Annotated in this window: 12 protein-coding genes and 1 pseudogene; 12 read left to right on the top strand and 1 reads right to left on the bottom strand. The window is 67.6% G+C overall.

Annotated elements, in window-relative coordinates; genetic code table 11:
• Positions 1-91: 91 nt before the first annotated feature.
• Positions 92-868 (bottom strand): tetratricopeptide repeat protein, encoded by a 777-nt coding sequence (locus tag QT196_RS07035; RefSeq protein ID WP_290354570.1) that lies wholly within the window; start codon positions 866-868, stop codon positions 92-94.
• A gap of 18 nt (positions 869-886) precedes the next feature.
• Here QT196_RS07035 and QT196_RS07040 point away from each other — a divergent pair, with 18 nt between their 5' ends.
• The 12 genes and pseudogenes from QT196_RS07040 (at position 887) to QT196_RS07090 (ending at position 12,504) form a co-directional block, all read left to right on the top strand.
• The gene (locus QT196_RS07040; protein ID WP_266736233.1) at positions 887-1,216 is read left to right on the top strand and encodes a TetR/AcrR family transcriptional regulator C-terminal ligand-binding domain-containing protein; all 330 of its coding nucleotides are present in this window, start codon (positions 887-889) and stop codon (positions 1,214-1,216) included.
• Between the two features lie 562 nt (positions 1,217-1,778).
• Positions 1,779-4,595 (top strand): AAA family ATPase, encoded by a 2,817-nt coding sequence (locus tag QT196_RS07045; RefSeq protein WP_290354571.1) that lies wholly within the window; start codon positions 1,779-1,781, stop codon positions 4,593-4,595.
• Between the two features lie 158 nt (positions 4,596-4,753).
• Positions 4,754-5,926, top strand: a complete 1,173-nt coding sequence (locus QT196_RS07050; protein WP_290354572.1) for an NAD(P)/FAD-dependent oxidoreductase — start codon at positions 4,754-4,756, stop codon at positions 5,924-5,926.
• A gap of 484 nt (positions 5,927-6,410) precedes the next feature.
• Positions 6,411-6,590, top strand: coding sequence for a TOPRIM nucleotidyl transferase/hydrolase domain-containing protein (locus QT196_RS39340; RefSeq protein WP_356948499.1), 180 nt, complete (start codon positions 6,411-6,413; stop codon positions 6,588-6,590).
• 488 nt (positions 6,591-7,078) lie between these two features.
• On the top strand, positions 7,079-7,534 hold the full coding sequence (locus QT196_RS07055) for a DUF6507 family protein (RefSeq protein ID WP_290354573.1): 456 nt from the start codon (positions 7,079-7,081) through the stop codon (positions 7,532-7,534).
• Positions 7,531-9,150: a hypothetical protein gene (locus QT196_RS07060; protein WP_290354574.1), complete on the top strand. Its 1,620-nt coding sequence runs from the start codon at positions 7,531-7,533 to the stop codon at positions 9,148-9,150. Before QT196_RS07055 ends, QT196_RS07060 begins: the two co-directional genes overlap by 4 nt.
• Positions 9,151-9,319: 169 nt before the next feature.
• Positions 9,320-10,066 carry a hypothetical protein gene (locus tag QT196_RS07065; RefSeq protein WP_290354575.1) on the top strand — a complete coding sequence of 249 codons (747 nt, stop codon included), beginning with the start codon at positions 9,320-9,322 and terminating at the stop codon, positions 10,064-10,066.
• Entirely contained in the window at positions 10,063-10,620 is a 558-nt protein-coding gene (locus tag QT196_RS07070; RefSeq protein WP_290354577.1) for a hypothetical protein, read from the top strand. The genes QT196_RS07065 and QT196_RS07070 overlap by 4 nt, the downstream gene beginning before the upstream one ends.
• Before the next feature lie 10 nt (positions 10,621-10,630).
• A complete protein-coding gene (locus QT196_RS07075; protein WP_290354578.1) occupies positions 10,631-11,032 on the top strand; it encodes a hypothetical protein in 402 nt (133 codons plus the stop codon).
• Positions 10,983-11,660, top strand: coding sequence for a pentapeptide repeat-containing protein (locus QT196_RS07080; protein WP_290354579.1), 678 nt, complete (start codon positions 10,983-10,985; stop codon positions 11,658-11,660). The genes QT196_RS07075 and QT196_RS07080 overlap by 50 nt, the downstream gene beginning before the upstream one ends.
• 159 nt (positions 11,661-11,819) lie before the next feature.
• Positions 11,820-12,094 (top strand): annotated as a pseudogene (locus QT196_RS07085) (NUDIX hydrolase); the annotation flags it as partial.
• Positions 12,091-12,504, top strand: a complete 414-nt coding sequence (locus tag QT196_RS07090; RefSeq protein WP_290354580.1) for an NUDIX hydrolase — start codon at positions 12,091-12,093, stop codon at positions 12,502-12,504. The pseudogene QT196_RS07085 and the gene QT196_RS07090, both read left to right, overlap by 4 nt.
• Positions 12,505-12,694: the final 190 nt, after the last annotated feature.

Below are 12,694 nucleotides of genomic sequence, written 5' to 3' on the forward strand. Positions count from 1 at the left end.
GGGCCGGCTACCACCGCCGATTGCCGATCGCGCCATCCGCTGACGACGATCCGGTGATCGCGTGTGCGGGAACGGCCGCATGGAAGATGCTTCAGGAGGGCCCCGGCCCCGACAGCCAGTCGGCGAGCGCGTCGCGCGTGGCACGCGTATGGGGATGTTCGGGGCCCAGGATGCTCGTACGGTCGGCGAGCAGTTCGGTGAGCAGGGCCACAGCCCGGCCAGGTTCGCCGGCTTCCCCCCGACTCTGGGCGAGGGAATGGCGAGTCTTGAGGGTGTCCGGGTGCTCGGGACCCAGGCTGCCCGTCTGGTCGGCGAGCAGTTCGGTGAGCAGGGCCACAGCCCGGCCAGGTTCGCCGGCCTCGCCCCGCCAGTGGGCCAGGGCGTGGCGCGTCGCAAGCCTTTGGGGATCGAAGGTGTCGAGTAGCCGCACCTGGTCGGCCAGCAGTTCTTCGAAGTCGGCCACTGCACCGGAAGAATCACCAGCCTTTCCCCGCCACCACGCCAGGCCGTACCGTGCGGACGGGACAGGGGGTTCGAGCTGAGGCAGCGCACCGGCGCTGCCGTCCGTAGCTCCGCTGCTGGCCTCCAGATCAACGGCCCTTTGCTCGTCCCTGATTCTCTGTGCCGCGCGGACGCTGCGACGTGGAGAGAACGTGCGGGTCTTGTATGTGAGCGCCTGTATGCGGTCGGCCAGCAGTGCTTCGAAAGCCTTGACGGCTGAGGTCGGATCGCCACTCTCCCCTAGCGCCCAGGCCAAGCCGTAGCGAGTGCCAAAAGTGCTCAGGCCATTCCTTCCGAACACTCCTTCCTTATCGAGGAGCAGCTTTTCGAACGCGACCGCTGCTCCGGCGGAGTCGCCTGCCTCCATCTGCCACCAAGCAACGTTGTGCCGAGCGCTCAACTGCTCAATGCGCTTGCCGAGTTCGTACGCGCGTCGATTGCTGAGGCTTTCGAACAGCGCCGGTTTGGGATCTTCCCGCGCAGACAGACCAGTGAGATCCTGGACCGCGCCACCGCACGCGGCGAACTCACCACCCGCCCCGACCCGGCCACCCTCAACGCCCTACTGGTCGGCCCCGTCTTCGCCTGGCTCTTCCTACTGTCCGAATCCCCCGACCAACTCCCCGCCCTCACCGCCACACTCCTCGACGCGACACTCGCCCTCATCAGCCCGGGCCTCCCGGCGCCGGAGGCGAATCCGGCAGCGAACTCGTGACGTGACCCAGCGCCTTGAGGACATCGGGCGTTCGGGTTGACGCGGCGTTCTGGGGTCATCCGTCAGAAGTCGCACCAAGTTCTCCGACCTGAGGCTTAGTCGAGTTCAACCGGTGGAGGGATGCCCGGTAGCTCCGCTGCGTGGGATCTTGATGGCGTACAAGACTGCCATGGGCCAGAAGCGGGGGGCGCAAATGCAGCCGCTTTGGTGTGTCGAAGAAGCCGTGCGGGCCGTCCCGGGCATTTCCGCCCGGCGTAGCGGACAGTTCATAAAGCCGGCGGCCTGTTTATGCGGGCGAATTCGGTGCGTTCCAAGCGGTGTTCATGGCAGGGCCCAGCCGTCTGTTGCGGCGGGCCGTCACGACCGCGCAGCCCGCCGCTGAGATCTGTCGCGGCGAGGGCCGTTAACCCGTTCACTGACGCTTCCATCACGGGCCGCGACATGTCACGACGCTGCTGCCTCCTGGTGTCTTCCCGCAGATCACGGACGTCGGGACGTGGTGCCGCGCTCTTCTCAACGACCCGACGCATACCCGACACATATCTGACACATAGGGGTGAGCATGGAAGCCCGTATCAGCGGTCTTGTGGGTCGTGAGGCCGAGACGGCGGAAGTGAGGAGGCTGGTGGAGACCGCTGTGGCGGGCGCCGGGCAGAGTGCCTTCATCGTCGGGGAGGCCGGTCTGGGCAAGACCTCCGTACTGGAGGAGGGCATGGGGACGGCGCGGCGGCTGGGGATGCGGGCGCTGAGCGGGGCGGCGCAGGACAGGGAGCGGCAGCTGCCCTTTGCGGCGATCGCCGGCTGCCTGGGGGCGGACGCGGCGTCCAGCGATGGTCTTCGCTCCCGGGTCGCCGAGATCGTGCAGGGACACGAACGGCGCGGGATACCGGGGGCGCTGGGCGGTGGGGGCGAGGCGGACTTCGCCGGTATGGAAGCGCTGCTGGGGCTGGTGGAAGACCTGTGTGCCCGTGAACCCCTGGCGCTTTTCTTCGACAACCTTCAGTTGGCCGACCCGGCGAGCCTGGAGGTGGTACGCCGGTTGATGCGGTCAGTACATCAGCTCCCGCTGCTCCTTGTCGGGGCCTATCGGCCGGACCACCTGTGTGAGGTCGACCGCCTGGTGCGCGGGGCGGCGCTCGGGCGGCACACCGTGCTGGAGTTGGCGCCGCTGAGTCCGTCCGCCGCATCAGCCCTGTTGGCCGAGCAGTGCGGCGGTGCGCCCGGTCCACGGCTGTGGTCCATGGCTCAGGGCGCGGCGGGAAACCGCCTGTACCTCACAGAGCTGGCCGCTGCCTTGCTGCGTGAGAAGGCGATCGAGGTACACGACGGGGCCGCGGATCCTGTTCCGCCGCTGAAGACACTGATCACGCGTCGGTGGCGTCATCTGCGTGACGACGTCCTCCAAGCACTCCGTGTCGCCGCGGTGCTGGGAGCCGACTGCACGGTGACCGACCTCGCGGCAGTCCTGGACAGACCGGCACACGAGGTGCTCAGCATCGTCAGCGAGGCAGCGGGGGCAGGCATCCTGTGTGAGGTCGGCAGCCACCTGGTCTTCCGCCATGCGCTCGTACGGCACGCCCTGTACGAGGCCCTGCCGGGCTCGACGCGTGCCATGCTGCATTTCAGGGCGGCACAGGTCCTCGCCGGTACCGGTGCGACACCCGAACGAGTCGCCGGGCATCTGCTCGCCGAGGCGCCCGAGACCGGGGGCTTCCTGACGTCCTGGCTGATGGAATCAGCCGCCGCGCTCACCAGCCGGGCCCCCGCCCTGGTCATCCAGCTGACCGACAGGGCTCTGGCGCTGACGGGGCCCGAGGATCCGCGCCGGGGAGGTCTCCAACGGCATCGTGCCCTCGCCCAGTTGACGCTGGGGGAGCTGGCAGCTGCCGAGGAGACCGCTCGCTGCGCGCTGCTCGAACCGGGTGCCGCCGAGTGGGAGTGGGCCCTGCGCTGGATCGTCGTGCAGGCGGCGTTCTACCGCGGCCGGCCGGATCTGGCGCTGGCCGAAGCCCAGGCCGTACAGGGCAGCGAGGGGGTTCCGGCGACCGAGGCGACGCGGTTCCGGTCGGTCAGCGCCATGTGCCTGTTGACGCTGGGCAGGCTCCGGGAAGCCGAGAGGGCGGCAGAGGCGGCTCACCGCGAAGCGCGTGGCGACGCCCCGACGCTGGCCAATGCCCTGCATGTGCTGTCCGGCGCACGCTTCCTCGAAGCTCCCGGGCCCGAAGCACTGGAACTGGCCCTCCAGGCCATCCGGTTCGCCGCGCGCTCCTACCACCCCGCGGAGCGCTTCCGGTTGGAGCTCACCCTGGCCAGCGGCTATACCGAGCTGGACCGGGGGCCGGAGGCACAACGCACGCTGGCCGCTGTCCATGAGGCCACGGAGCGCGCGGGTGGGATGTTTCTGCCCTGGTACCACTTGTCGAGTGCGCTCCTCGCGTTCAACACCGGCCGCTGGGACGACGCCCTCACCGAAGTCGAGGCCGGGCTCGACCCGGGCGAGCACTTCGCGATGAGCCGGGCCCTGCGCTCAGTGGCGGCGCTGATCGCCGTCCACCGAGGACAGCGGAGTGACGCCGCAGCGCACCTGACCGCCGTGGACGCGGCGTCCGATACCGGAACGGTCGCCTGGTTCTACGAGCATCTGCCGCTGTGCGCCCGCGCCCTCGCCGACGAGGCCCGCGGCGATTGCGAGCAGGCCTACGGCCGGCTTGCGCACGCCTTCGACAACGGCATCGGCCATCTGCCCAGCCGACGTACCCTCGGCTTTCTGACCCCGGATCTCGTCCGGCTCACGCTGTCCCAGGGCGACACCGCGGAAGCCCGGCGCTTCACCGCCGCTGCCCGGGCACGGGCCGACCACAGCGCCGTGCCGCACCACATCGCCGACGCCTACCGCTGCCAGGGGCTGCTCGACCAGGACCCGGACCTGCTCCTGGAGGCCGCGCGCTGCTACCACGAGGCGCCCAGACCCCTGAGCGAGGCACACGCCCGCACCGACGCGGCGGAGCTGCTGGCCGGCCGCCGTCAGCAGGCACAAGCCCGCGTGGTGCTCGATCAGGCGCTGGCGATCTACACGCGCCTGGGCGCCGACTGGGACGCGGCCCGCGCCGCCGCCCGTTTGCGTACCGTCGCCGTACACCGCGGTGTACGGGGCACACGCAGCGGTCACCGGCATGGCTGGGATGCGCTCACCGACACCGAACGCCTCGTCGCAAGCCATGTCGCGGGCGGCCGCTCCAACCCCGAGATCGCCACCCTGATGTCCATCTCCCGACGCACCGTCAGCACCCATGTCTCGCACATTCTCAAAAAGCTGACACTCGCCTCGCGGGTCGAAATAGCCGCCGAATTCATCCGCCGCACCAGCCAGGGGAGATGACGCCCGAGAGACGTCACGGCCCCTGGCTCCGCATTGCCGTGCGGTCCGAAGAGGCCCGTCGTCCACAGCCGGACCTCTTCGCGTACCCGGGCGCTGTGGCCGGGTGCATCATGGATCCGGACGCCCGAGGGGACCGACACAAAAGAGCGGACTGGCACGTGACACACATTCTGGTCATCGGTGGCGGGATCGCCGGTACGGCGACCGCGCTGGCCTTACACAAGGCGGGATTCGACGTCACCGTGCACGAGGCGCACCCCGACACGGCCGAGGACATAGGGGCGTTCCTGACCCTGGCGAGCAACGGGATGCGCGCGCTGGCGGAGCTCGATGCCTCGCACGTGGTCACGGCTCTCGGTTTCCCGCTGCGCTCCATGCGGGTGCTCGACGCCCAGGGCGGTGAAATGGCCCAGGTGCCGCTGGGCGAAGCCGACGACGAGCTGCTGCGGTACCGGTGCCTGCGCCGGGGCGAGTTGAGCGCCGCTCTCCAGGCGGAGGCCGTGCGCCGGGGAATCGGGCTGACGCACGGTGCGCGGCTGGTGTCCGTCGAGAACGGCCCGGACGAGGTGACCGCCCGATTCGCCGACGGCAGCGTCTCGACGGGCGATCTGCTCGTCGGCGCGGACGGTCTGCGCTCGACCGTCCGGCAGTCGATCGCGCCCGGGGTGGAGCCCGTTTACGCGGGGCAGAGCGTCTACTACGGCTACACGCGCAGCGCGCCGGTGGCGGAGGACACCGGCCACATCACCATGGTGCGGGGCAGCTCCGCCGCCTTCGGCTACGCGGTCTCGCCGGACGGGGAGGCGTACTGGTTCGCCCGCGTCGGCGGAGACGCCCTCCCCGCCGACGCACTCGCACACCCCACGCCGTCCCACTGGCGGGAGCAACTCGTCGCACTGCTGGGCAAGGACGCCACCCCCGCCGCGGGCATCGTCGCGGCCTCCACCGACGACATCATGGCCACCAACGCCACCGAGCTGCCGCCCGGAACCCCCTGGCGCTCCGGCCGGACACTGATCATCGGCGATGCGGCGCACGCCGCCTCACCGGCGACGGGACAGGGGGCCTCGATGGCACTGGAGGACGCCGTCATCCTCGCCAAGTCCCTACGGGACACCCCCGATCCGGACAGCGCCCTCTCCCTCTACGAGACGTGCCGCCGCCCCCGCGTGGAGCACAACATCACCGCCAGCGGAGAAATCTCCCGCGGCACCCGCCCCCCGTCCCGCACCGGCGGAGGACCGCCCCCACAACGCCCCGGCGACGACACTCTCGCTACCCAGCTGGACTGGCCCCGCGATCTGAACGCCGTCACCAGCACCGCGGACTGAGCAGGGGGTCCACCAGGCCCTCACCGGGCTCCGGCGCGAGAAGACCCGGAACAGCGTCGGCGCCGGTGCCCACCGCGCGGATGTCTCCCGCGTGCTCCCTGCCGCCCCGCCCCGCCACTTCACGGCCCGTTCACCGCACCGGTGAACGGGCCGTCCCCTGTCAGGGTCCCCACCCACCACCTCACCGAGGGGGTGTTCGGTGCCATGCCGCCGAGTCGTCAAGCAGCTGGCCGCCGCGCACGCCGCAGGCCCTCGGGCGAGGGCGCGAATCGTGGGATGCACGTCGTTGACGCCCGCACCCGGAGCCAGCAGGCTGAAGACGTGCAGCAACGACGCATCGTCTTCGTGGTCTTCGACGGTTTCAGGCCCTGGATTTGGCCGGCCCGCACGAGGTGTTCCAGTACGCGGGGACGCTCTCCGGCGGTTACGACTGCCATTACTCCCACTGGCCAAGATCGAGCTCTCTGACGCCTAGCGGCGCAAAATCAACCAGTACTTCGACGTCACCCGAGCCGGCCAGCTCTTCGCGCGCCGCGTCATCCTCGTGGAAGGCATCGCCGAGGCGGTCCTGCTGTCGGTGATCGCCCGCCACTGCGTTTTCGGGTCCAGGCCGAGCCGCTGCGCGGTCGCTGCGCGAGCCAGGACATCGCGCCCGGAACCCTGATACGGCAGAGCTGTCCGACCGAGGAGGGAAGCCCGCCCAGGAAGCCGTGCGCGAAGCGAGAGCATCGGCGAGATCGATGGTGTCATCGGCGCACAATAGGTAGAGGGCTGACCGGGCTTCCTGCATCCGGCCCGCCAGCTGGCGCGTGTGCCAGGTCGACGGGGCTGGTGTGCAGCACTCGAAGTCACGGCAGAAGCGTACGGCGCAGGGCACGTGCGGCACGCGCCGCGTCGGTCGGCCCCATCTCGCGGCGCCGCATCGCAGGCTCCTTGGGGTGGACGGCTGCCGATGCGTGCTGCCGCACAGGCTCCACTACGGCCCGCTCGCGCACGCGCGAAGGCCGCGGTCGACAACATCGGCTGAGCTGGCCTCAGCGCATCGACAGATAAGGCAATCCGTCGGATCGCACCGACGGATTGCCGACCACGGGGGCGTCGCCGCGCGGGTCGCGGCGACGGGGCAAGAAGTATGTACGCAGGGGGGCGTTCATGGCGTCATGGGACATTCAGCCGCAGGGAGTGCAGGGCCAGTTGAAGGTCGTCGGCACGCATGCCGAAGATCTGGGGAAGGTCCTCAGCACACTGCTCTCTGACATACAGGAGGCGGCTCAGGCAGCGGGTACGGCCGTGCCGGGCACGCAGGCTCGAACGCCGCTGTCGCCCGGGCCGTGGGCACCGAGGAACAAGCCGTTGGGACCGGCGGCCACCTCCCTGTTCACGCAGACGGCGACGGGGCCGGTCGCCGCGGCCCTGTCCGAGTACGTGACGAAGCGCAAGCCGCGCATGACGGCAATGGCCGACCGCTGCCAGGCCGCCGTTCTGGGGGCTGCCAAAGCCACCAATGAGTACGTCCAGGGCGATCTGGAGGCGGCCAAGAACGCCCAGAACGCCGCCCACAGGGTGCGGCTGGATGCTCTCAAGGACTTCGGGGGGAAGAAGAAGTGAGCGGCGGACCGGTCGATCCGGCCGATGTACCGGTCTTCACCGGTGATCTGGACGTTCTGGAAGCCAAGGCGAAGGCGCTGTCCCGCGGCGGCTCCAAGGTCCAAACCGCTGGCTCGGATGTCCACAAGTCCTTCGGTGGACTGGCTGCCTTCTACAAGGCGCCTGAGGCGGAGCAGCTGTTCGGCGTCACCAAGCCGGTGGCGGACACGGCGCATGACCTGAGTGACGACATGCATGTCATCGCCGGGGCTCTGAGCACCTACGCCCGTGAGATCAGGCCACTGATCCACCGGCTGGAGCAGCTCAAGCAGGAAGCCGCCGATTTCCGCGACAACGAGGCCGCCGAAGACGACTGGAGCGAGGACGGCGACCTGACCGACGAGAACCTCAATCGCCGCAACAAGATCGCCGAGGTCTGGGCCGCGTTTCAGGAAGCCGAACGCGACTGCCACGCCAAGATCGTCGCGCTGGTACCAGGGGGCAAGGCGCTCCACACGATCGATGCCTCCCACAAGAAGGGATACGGCTACGACGCCGAAGCCCTCAAGGCGTCCAAGAGCCTTCCCTGGGGCGACGCGGTCGAGGAATCCGTTCCCTGGTGGCAGGTGTGGGAGCACGGCTGGGACTTCGGCAAGGGCTTCATCGTCGACGGCGTGGGGGGCACCATCGACGGCATTTACACCCTGTTCGGCGGGCACGGCGGGGACGCCGCCGGCGAGGCATGGGCCGGTCTGGCCAAGCTCTCCACCGCAGTGGCGATCACCACCACGCCCGGTTTGAACGTCGCCTACTGGATGGCGCCGGGGAAGATGCTCCCCTCCTGGCTGCGGGACTCGCGTACCGCGGTGCTGGATACCGGCAAGGCCCTTGTGGCCTGGGACCAGTGGGAAACGAACGGCTCCCGAGCCGCCGGCGCGGTCACCTTCAACATCGTGACCGCCCTCTTCACCCGCGGTGGCGGTGCCGCCGTGCAGGGCGCGGGCAAGGCCGGCGCGCTGGCCAAGGGCCTGTCCGTCGTCAGCAAGGTGGGCAGCGCCGTCGACCCGATGACCTACGTCATCAAGGGCGCAGGTGCAGGCCTGTCGAAGGTCGGCGACCTGATGGCCCACCTCAAGGGCCTCGGCCACGTCGAGACCCCGAAGATCTCCGAGGGCGCCTACAGCCTGCCCGAAGGCGCCGTCGAGATGCCGGACGGCACGATCCAGCTGCCCAAGGCTGCCGCCATCCCGGAAGGGGCAACCAAACTCCCGGGCGGCAGAATCGAGCTGCCCAAGGACACGGTCACCTTCCCACCGGGGACGGTAAAGAGCCCATTCAACGGCAAGTACATGGTCCCCAGAGGCGACCTCTTCAACTCGGACGGCAGCCTCTTCCAGCGTGCCGAGGAGGCAACCAAGGAGGCGCCCGCCCAACCCGCCACGGGCGCGGACAACCCACGAATCGAGACCCCGGCTCACCAGGAGCAGCGGGTCCTGGCCAGCGTCGGCGGACGAGGCGACGACTTCACACGCGTCGGCTCGGACATCTCCAACCCGGCCCACATCGGCGACGACGCGGGCCACAACCCAGGCAACCACGCCGACGACCTTGAGCGGGGCCCCTCGGCCACCTTATGAACCCTCGAGCGGCCGCCATGGCGATGGTGGGAACGGCGTCGGCAACGACGTCACCCGTGCAAGCGGGGGTCACGGTGACGCCACACCGAGCGGCGTCGGATCCCACGCGGACACCACGCCTTCAGGCAGTGGCCACGGCCCGAGCGTTCCGCACCAGGGCAGCCATGACGTGCAGCATCCTGGCCAGGGCCTTCCGCACAGTGAACATGTTGATAGCGGTCCAACTGGTGCACCTGGTCATGAGCACACGGATACACGTCTGCCGCACGAAGAGGCGCCTGACCAGCCCACGGGCCCGCACGGTGCCGATGAATCGGAGAATTGGGGCACCTACAACGATGAACCGGTCAACTATGCGCTCAAGCCTGACGAAGATGCGGTTGCGGCATACGAGCGCATCCGTGCGACGACGGACGATGTACCCAGAATCGCAGAGAATTATGGAATTGACCCGGCAGTGGTGGAGCGAGCCAAGAGCAACCTCTTCCTAGAAAAGCATGACATCTACAACGGCCCCGGCCCCGAGGGCTTCAAGCCGGGTGTCTACTTTACCGCATACGATAAAATTGCCGATCTGTGGACTCGGGCAGAAAAGGGAACCTTGAAGGATATGGAGGGATCCTTCCGCGGGTTGCTGATTCACGAGTACGTGGAAAGTCGGCTTCTGGAGGCAGGGGCGCCCTTCACATCCGGTCACCCGTCGGCCTGGGCGGACAATCGCGATTGGTCCAATGGACACCTAGGCGCGCACGATGTGGCGCCGATTTCTTTTCGAGGCGCCCCGCCCACCGCGAAGGGTACCCTAGTCCTCTGGCCCAAGATGGGGCTGGAGATTCCTAACTTCACTCTCGCCGACGATCTATCCAACCTGGACATCCTGGTAGAAGCGGCGAAGAAGGGTTTTGAGTTGCCATGAGCAATGGACGTGCGAATGCCTTGGTGGAACGAATCATCGCCATCAACTGGCACGCCGCTGAAGACAGCTTCGAGCACGGGACATCTCGCGCTTGGTTGATGCGCGAGTATCTTCGCCGATCGGCACTCTGGGTCCAGGAACTCCAAAAAGAAGAGCATCGCCCGTTCTTTGACGTAGCACAGTCGGACCGCTGGCCCTTCTTCGACATTGCACAACGGGTCGACCCGTTGGTGTGCGCCGACGAAGAAGTCGCGAGCCGCCTTGACGAATTCCTGTCCGAACATGCAAGTAGCTTGCTTGTAGGCAGGGTCTGTCGCGCTGCCTTGAATTGGACGTCGCTTTCAGAAGAATCGCTCGCGAAGTTTCCCGATCTGCCGGACCCGTTCGAGCCGTTGATCTTGCTCTTTGAGAGGGGCGGAGGGTTCTGGATCGAGAATGGGTTCATCGATTTTGTGGCCAGTCGCGTTCGGTTGGCGACGTGGGATGAGCATGTCGCGGCCGAGCCGCTGACTTTGCTTGATGCGGGTACGCTCGACGCTCTGGACGAGGAGTAGATGCTCTCTGGTGAGCATCTACACGCGGAAGCTGTGCCGATTCGCCGTGTACTGGGCGCCCCCCGGGCGTCGGCGGGAGAGTGGCCGCCTCCCGGCGGATATCCGTCGCCCGGAGCTGGCCGACAAGGGTGAATTCTATTCCGAATCCACCGGCGAGTACTATGACATCAAGGGCGTCCACTCCGACTATCCCCCCTTCAACAACGTGCGTGACAAGTCTCAGCCGTTCAAGGGTGCGTACGACCCGGCCAATAACGAGGCTTGGGTCAACAAGCAGCTGGCGAAGCAGATCGAAAAACGTGGACGTATAGTTATTGTCGACGTTCGGAACGCAAATCAAGCGGCAATCGACAGCATCAAGGATGTCGTCGAAAGCCGTGGTTGGGGAGATCGTGTCATCTGGTACCCATAAGAACTGGAAGCCGACTGCGCTCCCGGCCGATCCGGAAGCCACGCGGCAACTGCAGGAATGGCTCGCCTCGGAGGAATATAACCTCAATGGCATGGAGCGCGACTTCCGGGGCGCCGACCTCTCGGGTGGGGACTTCTCAAACGCGTGGTTCACCGATGCGGTCCTCGTGGGCGTGCGACTTGTCGGCGCGTCCTTCTACCGGGCCGACCTTCAGTCGGCGGATCCGACCGGGGCGGATCTGACCGGAGCGGATCTCGTCAAGGCGAACCTGGACGAGGCCGTGCTCCGAACGGCGCGGCTCAACGGGACGGACATGGTCGGGGCTTCGCTGTACGGTACCGATGCGTCGGGAGCGAGCTTCCGCACAACGAGGTTCCTCGGTGCTTCGCTGATCGACACCGACATGAGGGGCGCGGACCTGACGGATGCCGTCCTTGACGAGAACATCTTCGAGATCAAGGCCGACGACTCCACGGTGATGCGTGGCTTGACAGGCACCGTATTCGGGCCGGTCACCGTCTTCAGTGGCGAATCGTCCCGAGAACTGGCCGGCACCGAACTCGAGGCATGGATCGCTGAGCGGGGTGGGCAGGTACGGGTACTTCCTCCGTACCGCACACCGCAGTAGGGCCACGCCCCGGAGTTCACGACAGGGCAATGCAGGAGATCCACAGAGCGCTCGCCACAGTCCTCCGCACTCGGCTCTACACCCAGGGCAATTTCGGTGAGCCCCATTTCGGGGGGCTCACCGGACTGAAACAGGAAGTTCGATGGCCATGCTGATGCGCTCAAGCCAGGAGGCAAGGCAGAGACCACCACGGTGCGCGAGACGTTGGACAAGACTGGGGTCCACTGCGCAGTACGGAAGCACCTCGGGAACCGCCTGCGACCGGCGTGCTGTGCGAGTACTTCCGATGTGAGTACCTGGCCGGCGAGGCCACCAACAGCGACGCGGCCGAGAACATCGACGTGATGTGGGTCCCCAGCAACGCGGTGACCCGCTTCATCTCCGTCGATACGATCTTCCCACCCGTCCTGGCCGTCCTGGAGAAGCAGACGTGACGCAGCAGAACACGGACGAGCGGTCGGGTATCGCCGCCACCATCGTCGTTCACGAGGGCCGTGTGCTCATGGTCCGCCGCCGGGTGAGCGAGGGACAGCTCTCCTGGCAGTTTCCGGCCGGCGAGGTCGAGCCCGGCGAGGAACGCGAGGACGCCGCCGTACGGGAGGCCCAGGAGGAGACAGGGCTGACCGTGATGGCGGTCAAGCTGCTCGGCGAGCGCGTCCACCCGAAGACGGGCCGCCTGATGTCGTACACCGCCTGCCAGATGCTGGGCGGCACAGCTCATGTAGCGGACACCGAAGAGCTGGCCGAACTTGCTTGGGTCGCCCACGGTGACATCCCGGAGTACGTGCCCTACGGATTGTTCGAGCCGGTGCAGGAGTACCTCAACGGTGCCATGCCGTCCTGAGCCGCCCCAGAGCTCTTCGGCGTCTCGTCCGGTGGGCAGCGCAGTGTCATCAAGCAGACGGCTATCCGTGTCGGTGACGTCTTGGTCGTCGTCTCGGGAGCCCCCAGCCTTGTCGATACGCAACTGAAGGGGGCCCTCGGCAAGGTGCCGCGTGCAGTTTGACTCCCGCTGTCGGCGGACTCGAAGTGGG

Origin of the sequence: Streptomyces sp. P9-2B-2 (assembly GCF_030406865.1) — a bacterium.
GTDB classification, from domain to species: domain Bacteria; phylum Actinomycetota; class Actinomycetes; order Streptomycetales; family Streptomycetaceae; genus Streptomyces; species Streptomyces platensis.

Excerpts from the sequence above, each read along its gene's own strand:
- QT196_RS07035 (WP_290354570.1), bottom strand. The coding sequence starts at position 868 with ATGGAGGCAGGCGACTCCGCCGGAGCAGCGGTCGCGTTCGAAAAGCTG.
- QT196_RS07045 (WP_290354571.1), top strand. The coding sequence starts at position 1,779 with ATGGAAGCCCGTATCAGCGGTCTTGTGGGTCGTGAGGCCGAGACGGCG.
- QT196_RS07055 (WP_290354573.1), top strand. The coding sequence starts at position 7,079 with ATGGCGTCATGGGACATTCAGCCGCAGGGAGTGCAGGGCCAGTTGAAG.
- QT196_RS07070 (WP_290354577.1), top strand. The coding sequence starts at position 10,063 with ATGAGCAATGGACGTGCGAATGCCTTGGTGGAACGAATCATCGCCATC.
- QT196_RS07080 (WP_290354579.1), top strand. The coding sequence starts at position 10,983 with ATGTCGTCGAAAGCCGTGGTTGGGGAGATCGTGTCATCTGGTACCCAT.